The sequence below is a fragment of the Bradyrhizobium centrolobii genome, from assembly GCF_001641635.1.
Classification (GTDB): Bacteria; Pseudomonadota; Alphaproteobacteria; order Rhizobiales; family Xanthobacteraceae; genus Bradyrhizobium; species Bradyrhizobium centrolobii.
On the sequence record NZ_LUUB01000120.1, the window covers coordinates 38,131 to 54,815 of the forward strand.

A 16,685-nucleotide genomic window follows, 5' to 3' on the forward strand; every position below is an offset into this window, starting at 1 on the left:
CCTAACATGACTGGAATTGGATTCCAATATCTAAAATTGAAAATTGGAATCCAATTCCAATTTTGGAAGGCGCGTGCTAGAAGCCGTTCCGAAGCAATGCCGGTTGATGGGAGGAGCGTGGGATGACGAAGGTCGCGGTGGCAGTGTTCGGCGCTGGCGCGATCGGGCGGGCCCATGTCGAAACCATGCGCCGTCTGGACTCCTGCGCGCTCGCAGCAATTGCCGAACCTTCAGCTGCGGGAAGAGCTTATGCGGAGGGCCTCGGCGTGCCCTGGTACGCGGACCCGCACGATCTGTTGCGTGAAGTGAAGCCGCAGGCGGCGGTCATCGCCACGCCGAATGCGACGCATCGCGAGCTCGCAATCGCCTGTATCGAGCGCGGCATCGTGCCGCTGGTCGAGAAGCCGATCGCAAGTACGCTTGAGGATGCGGCCGCAATCGCGGTCGCGTCCGAGCGCGCAAACCTTCCCGTCCTGGTCGGGCATCATCGGCGGCACAATCCGATCATCCGCCGGGCGCGCGCGATGATCGCCGAGGGTGCGCTCGGCCGTCTGACCAACGCGACCGTGCTCTATACCTTCTACAAGCCCGCCGACTATTTCGAGATGGCATGGCGGCGCGAGCCCGGCGGCGGGCCTGTGCTTATCAACCTCATTCACGAGATCGACCTGATCCGTCATCTCTGCGGCGAGATCGTATCGGTTCAGGCAATCGCGTCGAACGCGGTCCGCGGCTTTGACGTCGAGGACAGTGCCGCCGTCCTGTTGCGCCTCGCCAATGGCGCGCTGGTGACGCTGAACCTCAGCGACACCGCGGCCACGCCCTGGAGCTGGGACCTTGCAAGCGGCGAGAGTCCGAATTATCCGCCACAGCCCGTCGCGGTGCAGACGCATTTCCTGAGTGGCAGCGAAGGCTCGCTGGCGCTGCCGACGCTCGACCATTGGCACTATGCTTCGGGCAAGAGCTGGTTCGCCCCGATCAGGCGTGACAGCGTGAGGTTCGAACGTGGCGATCCCTACCGAGCCCAGCTCGACCATCTGGCGCGGGTGGTTCGCGGCGAGGAACGGCCGCTGATTACCGCGCGCGACGGCGCGCTGACGCTGCGGGCCACAATGGCTGTTCACAAAGCCGCCAAAACCGGCCAGATAGTGCGCCCTGATCAGGAGATGGAATTGTGAATCAGGACGCCCTGATGCTGAAGAACCCGGAGTCCGGCGACGCGCCGAGCGGCCTTTTGGAGCGCACCCTCGGCGTGCTTGAGCTGCTCGCGACCAACGCCCACGGCATGCTGCTGTTCGAGATTGCCGACTCCCTGCACATCCCGCGCAGCGCCACGCATCGCGTACTGACAAGCCTGATCGAGCACGGCTACGTCAAGCAGGAGCGCGAGCAGGGCGCCTATCAGCTCACCGCCAAGATCGCATCGCTTGCCTTCACTTTCCTCGCTGGCAGCGGCATCACCGATTTCGCCCAGCCGCTGCTCGATCGTCTGGCGCGGGAGAGTGGCGAACTGGTGCGCCTTGCCATGATCGACGGGCGCGAGCTCGTCTGGGTCGCCAAGGCGCAAGGCTCGCCCGCCGGCCTGCGCTACGACCCGGACATGGGGCAGGTCGGCCGCCTGTCCTGCTCGGCGAGCGGTCACGCCTGGCTATCCTGTCTTTCCGACGATGACGCGCGCGCACTCGTCGAAAAGCAGGGCTACGGATTGCGCAAGGACTACGGCCCGCGCGCGCCGGAAAGCTGGCCGGCACTGCAGAAGTATCTGCGTCAGACCCGCAAGCGGGGAGTCAGCCTCTGCCTGCAGACCTATACGCCCTGGATGAACGCGACCGCTGCTCCGATCCGCCATCCCAAGACCAAGGAGGTGACCGGTGCCGTCGTCATCGCCGGTCCGCATATTCGCCTCTCCGAAGAGCGAATGCTCGAGCTGGCGCCGGCGCTGGTGCAGACCGCGCAGGAGCTTTCGATGGCGACGCTCGCCTCGCCTGGCCTTCAGGGCGGGCGGCCTCACGGCAGCTTCTTCGACACGAATGCATCCTGAGCAATGCGAGTCCTGAGTACGATGCGGATTTTGATCACGGGCGGTGGTGGCTTCATTGGTGCATGGCTGGCGCGTTGTCTGGCCGATGGTGGGCATCAGCTTCGCGTCTTCGAGCCGGTCGAGTGTACGGCGCTATTCAATAAAATCGTGGGGAGCGCCGCCGCGGCGGTGGATTGGCGCCTCGGCGATATCGCCGATGCGAACGCGGTGCGCGCTGCTGCCGAGGGCTGCGACGCAATCATTCATCTGGCCGGCGTCCTGACGCCGGCGTGCAAGGCCGATCCCGCGCGCGGCGCGATGATCAATCTGGTCGGAACGCTGAATGTCTTCAATGCGGCACAGGCGCTGGGCATCCGGCGCATCGTGTTCACGAGCAGCGCCGGCGTCTACGGTCCTGACGATGCCACGACGCCGCATCCGATCACGCATTACGGCACCTTCAAGCTGGCTTGCGAGGGCAGTGCGCGCGCCTATTGGGAGGATCACGGCATCGCCAGCGTCGGTTTCCGGCCCTACATCGTCTATGGCTTTGGCCGCGAGACCGGGTCGACCGCAGGGCCTTCGCTCGCCTGTCGCGCGGCCGCGCGGGGAGAGAGCTACGTGATCCCATATTCCAGCACCGCGGGCCTTGTGTTTGTCGACGATGTGGTCGCCGCCTACGAGGCGGCGCTGCTGCGCGAACCCGATGGCGCGCATGTCTTCAACCTGCCTGGCGAGGTGGTGTCGAACGACGACGTCGTTGCCGCCGTGAGAACCGTGGTCCCGGATGCGAAGATTGGCATCGACGGACCCGAGCTTCCTTTTGCCGAGGACATCGGGGAGGGCGATCTGCGGCGCGTGTTTCCGCACCTGCCTGCGACGTCACTGCGGGACGGCATTCGCCGCACGATCGAGCTTTATCGGGAAAAGCCATGACGATCCCGGTGCTTGGTGCTCATACGTTCGGCTTCGCCTGGGATTGCGTCGCGGAGGAAGCCGTCGAGCAACTCGCCACTGCTGGCTATCGCACCGTTCAACTGATGGCGACGCCGCCGCATTTCGATCCCTGGCGACAGGACGCCGTACGCACGCGGCGGATCGGCGCGCTCATCGAGCGCTACGGCTTGTCCTTGCTGGCGCTCGATCTCGCCAGCAGCGACATCAATCTTGCGAGCCCGTCGGCCGATGTGGTCGATTTCGCCGTCAAAGCCTATATGTCTGCAATCGATCGCGCCGCCGAGCTTGGCGCGCGCTGGATCTGTGTCGGCTCCGGACGGCGGCATGCGTTGCTGGCAAAGGCGAACGATCGCCTGATGACGAGCTTTTGTGCGGCCTTCGCCCGCATCCATGACAAGGCACAGCGCGCCGGCGTTCCGATCATTCTCGAAAACCACCCGCAGGGGCTTCTGGCTAGCGCGAGCGATATCATCCGTTTCCTCGATGCCGAAGGCTATGGCGACATGCCGGTGATCTATGACGTCGCCAACGCATTTGCGATTGGTGAAGATCCGGTCGAGGGTCTGACGAGCCTGTGGCCGCGCCTCGGTATCGTTCATCTCTCCGACGGCCCGAACGGGCAGTGGCGGCACGATCCGATCGGCACCGGCGAGATCGACTTTGCGGCCATTGCTGCGCTGTTGAGGCAGCGGAGCTACGGGGGCAAGATCGTCCTCGAGATCCTGTCGGAACGGCCACTGGTCGATCTCGACGCGGGCGCTGCCAGTCTGAAAGAGCAGGGGCTGGCCTTTACGCTCGGCTCTTGACCGCTCCGGTCGATGGTGCGGAGATGCTGTGGCGGGCGGCGCGGGTCGCGGCTGGCACCAGGTTCTCACGAAAGCGGCCGGGTGGCATCCCGACATTGCGCGAGAAGAACCGGTTGAAATAGGCCGGGTCCTCGTAGCCGAGCGCGGCCCCGATCTCGTTCACGGTCATGTCCGAATAGAGCAGGTAGCGCTTGGCCTCGGTGAGCAGCCGGTCATTGATGAGCTCCAGCGAAGACTTGCCGGTCGTGACTCGGCAACATGCATTGAGGCGCGCCGTCGTCACGCCCAGTTTGCGCGCGTAGACATCGAGCGGCCGGTGGTCGCGATAATGCTTCTCGACCAACTCGCGAAAGCGCATCACCGTATCCGCATCACGCGCGAAGGCAACCGGGCGGGCGCGCTCCTGCTCGAGCAGCCGGCGCACTGCGACCGCGAGCACTTGCAGATAGGCCTTGATGGCGGCGCGCCGGCTTGGTGCGGACCAGACGAATTCATGTTCGAGCGAAGCGAACAGGCCGACGAGGTCGATATCATCGCCGATCTGATGCCGAAGAAAGCGGGCCGGGACGTGAAAGCCGTCGACGAGTTCGGGATCATCGTCGAGTGCGGATTGCAGGAAGGGCGGCGCCACGGTGATGACATGGCCGTCGGTGCCGGGCTTGAAGCGAATGGCGTGGATCGTGAGCGCCGGAATGACTACCAATGCCGGTGGCTCCAATTCCCAGCTCTCGCCCTCGACCTCGATCGCGCCACCGCCCTTGCTGATGACAAGGATCTGGTGATGGTCGGGATGTGTATGCGTCCGAATTGTCCAATTGTGTCGGCCACTGCGCACCGGGATCGGCTCGATATGGAGGAATGACGGTTCGACCTTCGGCGCGGCCTCATCGTAGAGAAAATAGTGCGGGATCATGCCGGCGGTTCCCTCGGCGGCGTCTCCCCGCGATTGCCGTTCGCTGCGCCGTACTTACGAAAAGTACAATACGAAAGGAGTTTCGTCCATTGGCGGAGCATGCTGCCGCGCCTATTCAGAGCCGGTGCATCGGCACGTTCGCAATAAGCAACGGTCGGGGATGCCGCCGGAGGGAACGCAAATGCCGCAACGGGAGCGTGATCTGTCGTGCGACGTGCTGGTCGTGGGATCGGGCGCCGGCGGATTGTCCACCGCGATCACCGCCCGGAAGGCCGGGCTCGATGTGATCATCATCGAGAAGGATCAGTATTTCGGCGGCACGACCGCCTTCTCCGGCGGCGTGCTCTGGATCCCCGGCAACCGGCATGCTCGCGATGCCGGCGTGACCGACAGCCGAGAAGCCGCGCGCACCTATCTCAAGCATGAGACCGGCAATCACTTCGACGATGCCGCGATCGATGCCTTCCTCGACGCCGGTCCGCGAATGCTCGACTTCTTCGAGAAGGAGACCGAGGCGAAGTTCATTCTCTCCGCCTATCCCGACTATCACCCGGATGTCGAAGGCGGCGCGAAGCTCGGCCGCTCGGTCACGGCGGCGCCTTACGATGCCCGTGCGCTGGGTGAGGACATCAGGCGGTTGCGGCCGCCGCTCGAGACCATCACCTTCATCGGGATGATGTTCAACTCGTCCAACGACGAGCTGAAGCATTTCTTCCGCGTGACGAGGTCGCTGACCTCCGCGATCTATGTCGCGAAGCGGCTTGCCAGCCACCTCAAGGACCTCCTGCTGTATCGTCGCGGCGTCAAGATCACGAGCGGCAACGCGCTCGTGGCGCGTCTTGCGAAGACCGCATTGGACCTGCGGATTCCGCTGCTCACGAACACACCGGCGCAGCGGCTGATCGGCGGGAACGGCACTGTTGCCGGAGCGGTCGTGAGCGACGCAAAGGGCGAGTACCGGATCATGGCACGCCGTGCCGTGGTCCTGGCGAGCGGCGGCTTCCCGCACGATGCCGTGCGCATCGCCCGCGCCTATCCTCACCTCGCGAGGGGTGGGGAACATCTGTCGCCGACGCCTGCGGCCAATACGGGTGACGGCATTCGCATGGCAGAGCAGGTCGGCGGTACCTGCGATATCCGCTTCACCAACGCGGCGGCCTGGATGCCGGTGTCGCGTGTTCGTTTGGGTGAACGCACCGGCGTCTTTCCTCATCTCGTCGATCGCTACAAACCCGGCGTCGTCGCGGTCAATCGGCAAGGACGCCGCTTCACCAACGAGTCCGAATCCTATCACGACGTCGGCGCGGCCATGATCGCCGACGGCGCCGGCAGCAAGGAGACGGCGGCGTGGTTGATCTGCGATCACGCGACGATCCGGAAGTACGGCCTCGGCTACGCCAAGCCTGCGCCGGTGCCGGTCGGGATCTTCGTGCGCAACGGCTATCTGAAGCGCGGCGCAACCCTGCGCGAGCTTGCCGGGGCATCCGGCATCGATGCCGACGGCCTGGAGAAGACGGTGCGCGCGTACAATGAGAGCGCAGTTCACGGCATCGACCGCGAGTTCAAGCGCGGCAGCACTGCCTTCAACCGCTACCTCGGGGACGCCGAGCACAAGCCAAATCCGAATGTCGCTCCGATCGGAGGCGGGCCGTATTACGCGCTGAAGATCATCATGGGCGACCTCGGCACGTTCGATGGATTGACCACCGACGTCGTCGGCCGCGTGCTGCTCCGTGACGGCGCCGCCATACCGGGACTGTACGCCGTCGGCAATGATCGCGCTTCGATCATGGGCGGCAACTATCCCGGTGCCGGCATCACGCTCGGGCCGATCATGACCTTCGGCTACATCACCGGCCGCCATCTCGCGCGCCAGCAAGCCTGAGATCGTTCACTCGGATCAACAACAGCCCACCCAGCAACGCGGGGGCAGGTGAGGGAGAAGCCAGATGAGTATCACGCGTCGCAGTTTCGTTGGTGCTGGTCTTGCGGCAACGCTGGCGCCGCACCTCGCTCGGGCACAGTCTGACAAGACCATCCGGATTGGCGTAATCACCGATATGTCGGGCATCTATCGTGACGTGTCGGGACCGACGACCGTCGCGTGCGCGCAGCAGGCGGCGGCGGAATTCATGGATGCCAATCCATCCATCAAGGTGGAGATCCTGGTTGCCGATCATCAGAACAAGGCTGACGTTGGGCTCGCGATCATCCGCAAATGGTTCGATCAGGACGGCGTCGACGTCATCGAGAATGTCGGCAACAGCTCGATCGCGCTCGGCGCGAAATACCTGATCGAGGACAAGAACAAGGTCGCGTTGATCACCACGGCGGGCTCTTCGGACCTCACCGGCAAGAGCTGTAGCTCGAACCTCGTGCATTGGTCGTGGGACTCCTGGTGCCTTGCGCATTCGACGGCGACCTCGCTGGTGCGCACCGGTGGTGCCAAATGGTTCTTTCTGACCGCTGACTACGCCTTCGGGCACGCCGCCGAGGCGGATGCTGCGAAATTCGTCAAGGCGGCCGGCGGTCAGGTGCTCGGTTCGGTGCGTTACCCCTTCGGCTCAACCTCGGACTTCTCCTCGTTCCTGCTCCAGGCGCAGTCGAGCGGAGCGAACGTTATTGCTTTCGCAAATTCCGGTAACGAGTTGATCAACTGCCTGAAACAGGCCCAGGAGTTCGGCCTGGACCGTGGCGGCACGCGCATGGCGGCCTTGGTCGGCTATGTCACCGACGTTATCGGCATGGGCCTCCCAACGGCAAAAGGCCTTTCGCTGACCGAGACCTTCTACTGGGACCTCAACGAGCGAACGCGCGCCTTCATGAACCGGGTGAAGCCGCGCCTTGCGGCCAATGTCTATCCCAACATGAGTCAGGCGGGCGACTACGCCTGCGTGCTGCATTACCTCAAGGCGGTCAAGGAGCTCGGCGTCGATCGCGCCAAGCGGAACGGGCGTGAGGTGGTCGAGCTGATGAAGAAGATGCCGACAGAGGATGATTGTTTCGGTCAGGGTATGATCCGTGCCGACGGACGCAAGATCCACCCAGCCTACCTGTTCGAGGTGAAGAAGCCCGAGGAGAGCAAGCTGACCGGCGACGTCTACAAGCTCGTCTCGACGCTGAGCGCAGCGGAAGCGTTCCGGCCGCTCGACGAAGGCAGTTGTGGTCTGGTGCGCAGCTAAGCGCACCAGGTCCAGGGAGATTATCTCATGACCGAACAGGCCATCGTCGACCTGCGCGTCTACACCATCCGCCTGCGGAAGATGGCGGAGTTCATCGATGTGTTCGACCGGCTCGCGATGCCAGTGCAGCTCCGCTATCTGGGTCGGCCACTCGGAATGTTTACGAGCGCGGTCGGACCGTTGAACCAGATCGTGCATCTCTGGGGCTTCCCCGACATGGGCGAGTTCGAGCGCCGTCATGCCGCGCGCGACAAGGATCCGGACTGGCCGGCCTATCTGAAGGCATCCGAACATCTCATCACCGCCCAGGAGAACCGGCTGATCCGCAGGATTGAACTGCCGTCGCTCGTCGGCGTGCCCGCCTGACGAGCAAGCGACCTCTCTCAACTCCAGGATCTTCGCATGACATGGATCGATCTCACCGCAAAGGTCGCGGTCGTCACGGGCGGCGGTGCCGGCATCGGGCGGGGAATCGCGCTCAGCCTTGCGGCTGTGGGCGCGAATGTGGTGGTGCTCGACCGCGACGAGGCGGGTGCATCTGTAGCGGCGGAAATTCGTGCGGTTGGCGGACGCGCAGAGTTCTTCGTGTGCGATGTCGACAGCGATGACGGTGTCGCGCGCGCCGCCGGGCAGGTGAGGATCGAGGTCGGTCCTGCCGACATTCTCGTCAACAATGCCGGTACGATGCTATCAGGTGGTCTCGATACTGTGAGCATGACGGATTGGGACAGAGTTCTATCGCTCAATCTGACCGGCTATCTGCGTTGCGCACGGGCGTTTGGCGAACCGATGCTGGCGCGGCAGGCGGGCGCCATCGTTCACGTGGCCTCGATCGCGGCCTCGTTTCCGCAGGGTCACAGTGGCGCCTACAGCGTCAGCAAAGCGGGCGTCGTCATGCTCTCCCGTCAACTTGCAACGGAATGGGGGCCGCGCGGCGTGCGCAGCAACGTCGTCAGTCCGGGCATGATCCGCACGCCAATGACCGAAGCCATCTATCAGACGCCGGGCGTCGAGGCGGCGCGGCAAAGGCTCGTGCCAGCGCGGCGGATCGGGCGGCCCGACGACATTGCCGATGCTGTGGTGTTCCTTGCGAGCGAACGAGCAAGCTACGTCACCGGTGAGGAGATCATCGTTGATGGCGGCTTTACCAGGACCATCATGGGCATCGTTCCGCGTCCGGGCTTCGAGGACAACTGAATTTCGCGCAGAGGCAAGGTTGCGAATCTAGGGAGCGGTGCAATGCTGCTGGAAGGAAAGATTGCGGTCGTCACCGGCGGCGCCTCCGGGATTGGCGCGGCGATCGCGCGCCTGTTCGTTGTCGAGGGGGCGAAGATCGTGATCGGCGATCTCGCCGAAAGCGGCGCGGAGCTTGCGGCCGAGCTTGCTGCCGGCGGCTTTGAGGCGGCATTTCAACGAGTCGACGTCACCGATGAGGCCGAGGTGGCAGCTCTGATGCAGGTCGCAGTGGCCCGCTTCGGCCGGCTCGACATTCTCGTCGCCAATGCCGGCATTCCCGAGCGCAAGTCGCCGATCCACGAGCTCGATCTTGCCGATTGGCGCCGCGTGATCGATGTCGATCTCACCGGCGTCGCGCTCTGCAACAAGTTCGCCGCCGGCGCGATGCTGGCAACGGGCGGTGGGGCGATCGTTAACATGGCCTCGATCCTCGCCCATGTTGGCCAGGAGAACAGCAATGCCTATTCGGCGGCGAAGGCTGCCGTCGTCAATCTCACCCGTTCCGTCGCGCTGACCTACGCGCAACGCGGCATCCGGGCCAATTGCGTTTCGCCGGGCTACGTCGATACGCCGCTCCTGGCCAAGCTTCCCGAGGCGACCCGCGAAGCGATGCTGGTGCGTCAGCCGGTCGGAAGACTGGCCCGCCCCGACGAGATCGCAGAGGTCGTTGCCTTTCTCGCAAGTGATAAGGCTTCGATTATCACCGGTGCATGCATCAATGCCGACGGGGGCTACACGGCGATCTAGTTTGTTCATTTGCGCCACAGAATGGACGACGTCTGCTCCCTCTGGTTCTTGCTGGCCCAAATTGGCTCAAATTGGTCCATGATGGATTGGAGCGAGAGTTAAAATCTTTCAATTGGTTAGAAGGTAGCGTGTGCACGACGTGTGCACCGGGAGATCAAGAAAAATCTATGTCACCGGGAATCCGTTCTGCAAATCTTTATGTCGCGCCGAGCCGCGTAGTATTTTGCGAGTGCCAAGCTGGCGTCGGTGTTGGGAATGTCGAGGTCTTGCGTGAGCGTCGCGGCTGAAACATCGAGGTCGTGAATGTAGTTGTCGACGAAATGAAAGAAGTCGCGGACCTCCTCATAAGGGGTTGGTTCAGCGGTCAGACTACCGAGGTGACCGTCCAGGCTTGCAAGTTGCCTTGGCCTTCCGGTATCTGCGCTACGGGAGTGGCCTCAATCTTCTCGAAACGCTTTTGCCGAGTACGTCCGTCTTGCGTGGATTCAACCGCACAACATGCGCTGGAGAATAAATGGCAAGATGCCGCCGGCTCGTAGCGTGTCACATTCCAGGTTAGTTTCGATTGCCGCGGTCGCCTCAAATGCGCAGAGTTCTCTATCATGGCGCAGAATGCGAATATCAACTGCTGCGCGTGGTGCAATCGCCTCTGGTGGAGCAGTGACATGGATAATGTCGTCCGACAGCAGCCCGAGAGTCGGAATCCGACGATCAGTCGGAAGCCGTAAGGGAAGGACGCCCATGCCGATCAAATTAGATCGGTGGATCCGCTCGAAGCTCGTCGCGAGCACGGCGCGCGCACCAAGCAGCGCAACGCCCTTCGCCGCCCAGTCGCGTGACGAGCCCATGCCATAGCGCTCGCCGGCCAAGATGACGACTGGGCGCTGCTGCTTCGCATAGTGCGCAGCAGCAAGCCGCAGTGAGAGCCGTTCGCCAGAGCCTGCGAGGATGGTGTGGCCCGGTGGCAGGTCGGGCGCGAGCAAATTGCGCACGCTTTTGTTGGTGAAGAGCCCGCGCAGCATCACCTCCCAGTTGCCACGGCGGGACGCGAAGACGTTGAGATCGTGCGGATCCTCGCCATGCCCAACAAGATAGCGCGCAGCTTCGCCATTGGCCGCAATCGCGCCCGCAGGCGAGATGTGGTCGGTCGTGATGTCGTCGCCGAGCACCAGTAACGGTGTTGCGGCATAACATCCTAGGCGCGTGCCCTCGCCGAAACTCGCAAAGGGCGGACGACGGATATAGGTTGAGGCGTCATCCCAGGGAAACAGCGCCGTGCTTGGTGCCTCGAACGCGGCCCAGTCGGTGCTTGCTTCGGCGGCACCATAGGCACGGCCGTAATCGCTCGCCTTACGCGCGAGCGCCAGGGCCGCATCGATCTCGCGGCCGGTCGGCCAGAGATCGGCGAGGTGCACCTCGATGCCGGCTGCATTGCGCGCGATCGGCTCGCGCAGGATGTCGCGCGCGACGTCGCCTGCAAGTGCGAAGGCAACGACGAGCGGTGGAGAGGCGAGAAAGGCAAGCTCGATCTGCGAATGCACGCGGCCGGGGAAATTGCGATTGCCTGAGAGCACGGCGACGGGTGCCATTTTCATCTCGGCAAGTGCACTGGCCATGCGTGGCGCCAGCGGCCCGGAATTGCCGATACAGGTCGTGCAGCCATAGCCGACGATGCCGAAGCCGAGCGCCTCGAGATCGTCGAGCAGGCCCGAGCGCCGCAGGTAACGTTCCGCCGTCGGCGAGCCTGGCGCGAGCGAGGTCTTCACCCAGGTGGGTGGCTTGAGGCCGAGCTGCCGCGCCTTGCGGGCAAGAAGTCCCGCGGCGATCAGCAGCCTTGGGTCGGAGGTGTTGGTGCAGCTCGTGACCGCGGCGATCGCGACTGCGCCGTCGGCCGGCGGATTTGCGCGATCCGTCTCGACGTTTGCAGCGGAAGGATGCAGCGATAGCGCCTCGGCGGTCTTACCGGCCGCAATCCGGTCCTGCGGACGGCGCGGGCCGGCGAGGCTGACCTCGACCGCATCGAGATCAATGCTGATGGTCTCGGTGTAGCGCGGCTCAGCCGCCGGATCGAACCAGAGTTTCTGGCGCCGCGCATAGGCCTCGACCAGCGCGATCTGCTCGCGCGAGCGGCCGGTTTCTCCGAGATAGTCGAGCGTGCGGCTGTCGATCGGGAAGTAGCCGGAGTTGGCGCCGAACTCTGGTGTCATGTTGGCGACGACGGCCCGATCGCCGGCCGAGAGCGACGACACGCCTGGCCCGAAGAATTCAACGAAGCGGTCCGCGAGATCGATTCCGCGCAGGCGCTCGGTGACGGTCAGCGCCAGATCGGTTGCGAGCACGCCCTCGCATAGTCGCCCCGTCAAGCGAACGCCGACGACATCAGGCACGCGCAGTGTCACGGGCATGCCGAACATCACGCTTTCGGCTTCCAGCCCGCCGACGCCCCAGGCGAGCACGCCGATCCCGTTGATCATGGGGGTGTGACTGTCCGTGCCGATCAGGGTGTCGGGCGCGGCCCAATTCTCGCCGGCACGGCCGAGCGTGGTCACGACGCTTGCAAGCCGCTCGAGATTCAGCGTGTGCATAATGCCGGTGCCGGGCGGGTGCACGCGCACACCGTCAAGTGCCTGGCTCGCCCATTTCATGAAGCGGTAGCGCTCGCCATTGCGCGTGAGCTCATGTGCCATGTTGCGCGCCATCGCGTCAGGTTGCGCAAACACATCGACGCCGAGCGAGTGGTCTGTCGAGACGTCGACCGGCAGGACCGGACTAAGGCGGTTCGGATCGCCGCCGGCTTCAGCGAGCGAGGCGCGCAAGCCCGCGATATCGACCAGCGCCGGGCCGCAGGTCGTGTCGTGCATGAGAACGCGCGAAGGCTGGAACGCGATTTCGCTGTCACTGCGTCCATCGGCGAGCCAGCCGAGGATGGCCGCAACCGAGGCGTCGCGATCCGTGCCGCCGATGCGCAGCACGTTTTCGAGCAGGATGCGAAGAATCACGGGTAGGCGAGGGAGGTCATCGCCCGCCGTGGCCGCGATGTCGGCGATGCGATAGGTCTGCGATCCGCTGGCAAGCGTTGCGAAGTCAGTCATTTCTCGATCCTGCCTACCCGATCAGGCGTGTTGCTCGGCGGTCTCTGTCTGCGCATCGTCCGCGTTCTCCATTCGGGCGAACCAGGTCATCAGGAATGCCGCGAACAGCAATCCGCTGAGGAACAGCAGGCCGCCATAGGTGCTGCCGGTCCAGTCCTTGATGGCGCCGATTGCGTAGGGGCCGGCGAAGCCGCCGAGATTGCCGATCGAGTTGATGGCCGCAATCGACACCGCCGCGGTCGAGCGCGTCAGGAACAGGCCGGGCAGCGACCAGAACGGCGATTTGAAAGCGTAGATGCCGGCCAGCGACAACGAGATCAGCGTCATCGCAATCGCCGGCTGCACCATGAGGCCGGTGAGCCCGAGCGCAACGGCGCCCCAGAGCAGCGGGATGGCTGAATGCTTCTGCCGCTCGCCGGTACGGTCGGAGTTGCGCGACCATAGCACCATCACCAGTGTGGCGAACGCGTAAGGAAGCATCGCGACGAGGCCGATCTCGAAATTCGTCAGCGAGGAGGAGAGGCCCTTGATGATCTGGGGCATCCACATTCCGATCCCGAGATTGCCGACTTGGTAGATGAAATAGATCAGCGACAGGAACAGGACTTTCGGGTTCGTGATCGCGGCGATGACGCCGAGGTGCTGCACGTTGCGCCGGCCGGCGTGGTCCTTGCGCAGCTCCTCGGTGAGCCAGCCGCGTTCTTGCTGCGTGAGCCATTTCGCCTGCTCGGGGCGGTCGGTCATAATGAAATAATTGACGATGCCGGCTACGATGGCCGGACCGCCTTCGAGCAGCAGCATCCAGCGCCAGCCGCTGAGGCCGAAGCCGGCGACGTGGTCCATGATCCAGGTGCTCAAGGGGGCGCCGATCAGATAGGACACGGGAATGGCCGCTGTGAACAGCGCCACCGTCGTGGCCTGCTCCTTGGCGCGGAACCAGTAGGTCAGATAGATGATGATGCCGGGAAAGAAGCCGGCTTCGGCGACGCCGAGCAGGAAGCGCAGGATATAGAGCTGCATTGCGGTCTGCACGAAGGCGCTCGCGGTCGCCACGACGCCCCAGCTGATTAGGATGCGCGAGATCCAGATCCGTGCGCCGTATTTGTTGAGCGCGACATTGCTTGGGACCTCGAACAGGAAATAGCCGATGAAGAAGATCCCGGCAGCAAAGCCGAAGGCCTCGCTCGACAGCGCGAGCTCCTTGTTCATCTGAAGCGCGGCGTAGCCGATATTGGCGCGATCGAGATAGGAGATGACGTAAAGGCCGAAGCAATAGGGCACGATGCGCCAGGACACCTTGCGCATGGTGGATTGCTCGATGGTCGCTGCGGTGGCGGACATGGGCGTTGCCTGGTTGCGTTTCCTCGGGGCTTTCGGGCAACGCCAACCTTCCCCGCAGGCGGGCGCCTTGCAGGCATATATGCATTTTATAAAGTAAAATGCAATAAGTTTGATGTCAGGTCGGTCTCAGACCTTCGGGACCTTGATCAGGCCGGCGCCCTCGATGTGGACGCGGAGGAAATCAGAGGCCTCCTGGCGCAGGCCTTTTTCCAGCAATGTCAGGATGTTGATGTGCTCGCGGCACTGGATGGGCAGGCGGCTGCGATCCACCGTGATGCGGTACTCCACTAACCGGCGCAGCCGGTTCACGCGCTTCAGCGCATCGAGAAAGAACGGATTGCGACCGCAGCCGACCAGCATCTCGTGAAACTCGGCGTTGGCGGCAAAAATCTCTGAGCGCGACGCCCGCTTGTAGCCGCCGTCCAGCAGCCATTGCTGCTGCTCGCGCGCGGCCGCGAACGCCGTGCGGTCGATCTCGAAGCCCGGCAGCAACAAGGCTTGTGGTTCCAGCGCGACCCGCAGCTGATAGCCCTGCTGATAGCTCTCGCGTGAGGTGAGCAGCGGGCCGAACGCCCAGCCGTTGCCCGGCAGGCGCTCGATCCAGCCTTCTTCAGCGATTTTGGTGAGAATCTTCAGAAGGCGCGTCCGCGATAGGCCGTAGCGGCGCATCAGCTCGTTCTCGCTAACCTTGTCCGGAAGCTTTTCTGCGAGGCGGTCCTCGGCGATCGCGAAGTACCATTCGTCCTCGCTCTCCGGCTCGGCGTCTCCGGCGTCCGGGCCGGGAAGCTCGGCGGCGCTCTTCACCAGGAAGAAGCCGCGATTGGGTTCGGAGCGGACAATATTCATGTCTTCGAGGATTTGCAGCGCAGCGTTGATCGGCGCGCGCGATACCCGAAGCGCGTCGGCCAGCGCCTGGCTCGGCAGGTGCTGCTCGGCCTGCAAGCCGTTTGCCCGGATGTAGTCGATGATCCGCGCGGACATCTGGGTCGCGAGATTGGGACGTGGCATGGGGACGACTCGCGTTGGTCTTGATCTAAGGAGGTGTCGCGCACCGGCGTGAGCGGCACAAGCGCTTCGCGTCGGCAGTTCTTGCCCTTCGAGTATAATTGTGTTTTAAATAATAAAAATCAATATGTGGGGGAACGGTGGCGAACGGGACTTCTGTTGCAGACGCGACATCACTCCCAAGCGATGGTGCCGGTCTGTCGCGTCGCATGTTCGTGGGCTTCATCACCGCCGGGGCCGTAACGACTACGTGGTCCGGCGCATCGACGCTGTCTCAGATACAGACGTCCCATTTGGAGGACAACATGCCCGAAGGCTCTCGCTCATTCGTCTATGTCGGCGCGCGCACCACAAGGGAGCGCAATGCCCGCGGTGACGGACTCAACGTTTACGATATGGACAATGTGACCGGCGCTTGGCGCCACGTCCAGCTTCTCGGCGATCTCGTCAATCCGTCGTTCCTCGCCTTCGACCGAACGCGACGCTTTCTCTATACGGTGCATGGCGATCTCAGCGACATCACAGCGATGACGATCGACGATGCCAGCGGCAAGCTTGCCGTGATCAACCGCCGGAGCACGGAAGGAAAGAATCCGGTCCATCTCGCGATCGATCCGAGTAACCGCTTCCTCGTCGTCGCCAACCATATCACCTCCACGCTCGCGCTGATGCCGCGTAACGAAGACGGCTCGCTCGGCGCCGTGATCGATCTCGTCAAGCTGGAAGGCAAGGTCGGGCCGCATCGCGTGGAGCAACCGTTCGCCAAGCCGCATCAGGTCGAGTTCGATCCGTCGGGGGCATTCATCGTGGTGCCGGACAAGGGACTCGATCTTGTCTTCACCTACCGGATTGATGCAGAAAACGGAAAGCTCGTCCTGGCCACCAAGCCAGTGCCGGCGCGCGAAGGAGCCGGGCCGCGCCACGTGGCGTTCCATCCGGACGGAAGGCTCGCCTACGTCGTCAACGAGCTCGACTCGACTATTACCGCCTACCACTTCGATCCGGCTACTGGCGCGCTCGCGCCGTTTCAAATCGTCTCTGCGGTGCCCGATGTCTTCACTGGCAACAGCCGCGCGGGCGAGATCGCTGTGTCGGCCGACGGGCGCTTTGTCCATACTTCCAATCGCGGCGACGACAGCATTGCGACTTTCGCGATCGAGCAGGTAACCGGCAGGCTTTCACAGGTCGGTTGGACCCCGAGCGGAGGCAAGACGCCGCGATTTTTCGCGCTGACGCCGTCGAACAACCTCCTGTTTGCGGCGAATGAGGACGCCGACACGATCAATCTCTTCAGTCGGGAGACCGCAAGCGGTCGCCTCACCGCAACGGATCGGGTGGTCCATGTCGGAAGCCCGGTCTGTATTCTGTTCAAGACGGCCTGATCCG

Annotated in this window: 14 protein-coding genes; 10 read left to right on the forward strand and 4 right to left on the reverse strand. The window is 63.5% G+C overall.

Annotated elements, in window-relative coordinates; genetic code table 11:
• Positions 1 to 122 precede the first annotated feature (122 nt).
• The 4 genes from AYJ54_RS42390 to AYJ54_RS42405 are packed head-to-tail and all read left to right on the forward strand — an operon-like array spanning position 123 to position 3,783.
• Positions 123 to 1,178, forward strand: a complete 1,056-nt coding sequence (locus tag AYJ54_RS42390; protein WP_063708420.1) for a Gfo/Idh/MocA family protein — start codon at positions 123 to 125, stop codon at positions 1,176 to 1,178.
• Complete coding sequence (locus AYJ54_RS42395; RefSeq protein WP_136624312.1) at positions 1,175 to 2,041, forward strand: IclR family transcriptional regulator; 867 nt, start codon at positions 1,175 to 1,177, stop codon at positions 2,039 to 2,041. The genes AYJ54_RS42390 and AYJ54_RS42395 overlap by 4 nt, the downstream gene beginning before the upstream one ends.
• A 21-nt stretch (positions 2,042 to 2,062) precedes the next feature.
• Complete coding sequence (locus tag AYJ54_RS42400; RefSeq protein ID WP_063708422.1) at positions 2,063 to 2,956, forward strand: NAD-dependent epimerase/dehydratase family protein; 894 nt, start codon at positions 2,063 to 2,065, stop codon at positions 2,954 to 2,956.
• On the forward strand, positions 2,953 to 3,783 hold the full coding sequence (locus AYJ54_RS42405) for a sugar phosphate isomerase/epimerase family protein (RefSeq protein ID WP_063708423.1): 831 nt from the start codon (positions 2,953 to 2,955) through the stop codon (positions 3,781 to 3,783). The genes AYJ54_RS42400 and AYJ54_RS42405 overlap by 4 nt, the downstream gene beginning before the upstream one ends.
• Here AYJ54_RS42405 and AYJ54_RS42410 read toward each other — a convergent pair.
• Positions 3,767 to 4,696, reverse strand: coding sequence for a helix-turn-helix domain-containing protein (locus AYJ54_RS42410; protein ID WP_063708424.1), 930 nt, complete (start codon positions 4,694 to 4,696; stop codon positions 3,767 to 3,769). The two genes, AYJ54_RS42405 and AYJ54_RS42410, sit on opposite strands and share 17 nt — an antisense overlap.
• Positions 4,697 to 4,877: 181 nt before the next feature.
• Between AYJ54_RS42410 and AYJ54_RS42415 the strand changes: the two genes are divergently transcribed.
• The 5 genes from AYJ54_RS42415 to chcB2 all read left to right on the forward strand — a co-directional run bounded on the left by AYJ54_RS42415 (position 4,878) and on the right by chcB2 (position 9,861).
• On the forward strand, positions 4,878 to 6,581 hold the full coding sequence (locus AYJ54_RS42415; RefSeq protein WP_063708518.1) for an FAD-dependent oxidoreductase: 1,704 nt from the start codon (positions 4,878 to 4,880) through the stop codon (positions 6,579 to 6,581).
• Between the two features lie 64 nt (positions 6,582 to 6,645).
• Complete coding sequence (locus AYJ54_RS42420) at positions 6,646 to 7,878, forward strand: ABC transporter substrate-binding protein (RefSeq protein WP_063708425.1); 1,233 nt, start codon at positions 6,646 to 6,648, stop codon at positions 7,876 to 7,878.
• 27 nt (positions 7,879 to 7,905) lie between these two features.
• Complete coding sequence (locus AYJ54_RS42425) at positions 7,906 to 8,244, forward strand: NIPSNAP family protein (RefSeq protein WP_063708426.1); 339 nt, start codon at positions 7,906 to 7,908, stop codon at positions 8,242 to 8,244.
• A gap of 36 nt (positions 8,245 to 8,280) precedes the next feature.
• Positions 8,281 to 9,075 carry an SDR family NAD(P)-dependent oxidoreductase gene (locus AYJ54_RS42430; protein WP_063708427.1) on the forward strand — a complete coding sequence of 265 codons (795 nt, stop codon included), beginning with the start codon at positions 8,281 to 8,283 and terminating at the stop codon, positions 9,073 to 9,075.
• A gap of 42 nt (positions 9,076 to 9,117) precedes the next feature.
• Complete coding sequence (chcB2, locus tag AYJ54_RS42435) at positions 9,118 to 9,861, forward strand: cis-4-hydroxycyclohexanecarboxylate dehydrogenase (RefSeq protein WP_063708428.1); 744 nt, start codon at positions 9,118 to 9,120, stop codon at positions 9,859 to 9,861.
• A gap of 485 nt (positions 9,862 to 10,346) precedes the next feature.
• On the opposite strand, the gene acnA is transcribed toward chcB2, so the two are convergent.
• From acnA to AYJ54_RS42450, 3 genes are all read right to left on the reverse strand, one after another.
• On the reverse strand, positions 10,347 to 12,953 hold the full coding sequence (gene acnA / locus AYJ54_RS42440) for an aconitate hydratase AcnA (protein WP_063708429.1): 2,607 nt from the start codon (positions 12,951 to 12,953) through the stop codon (positions 10,347 to 10,349).
• A gap of 21 nt (positions 12,954 to 12,974) precedes the next feature.
• Entirely contained in the window at positions 12,975 to 14,294 is a 1,320-nt protein-coding gene (locus tag AYJ54_RS42445; RefSeq protein WP_063708430.1) for an MFS transporter, read from the reverse strand.
• Between the two features lie 126 nt (positions 14,295 to 14,420).
• Positions 14,421 to 15,302: a GntR family transcriptional regulator gene (locus AYJ54_RS42450; RefSeq protein ID WP_063708431.1), complete on the reverse strand. Its 882-nt coding sequence runs from the start codon at positions 15,300 to 15,302 to the stop codon at positions 14,421 to 14,423.
• 302 nt (positions 15,303 to 15,604) lie between these two features.
• On the opposite strand from AYJ54_RS42450, the gene AYJ54_RS42455 reads away from it, so the two are divergent.
• On the forward strand, positions 15,605 to 16,681 hold the full coding sequence (locus tag AYJ54_RS42455; protein WP_063708519.1) for a lactonase family protein: 1,077 nt from the start codon (positions 15,605 to 15,607) through the stop codon (positions 16,679 to 16,681).
• Positions 16,682 to 16,685 lie beyond the last annotated feature (4 nt).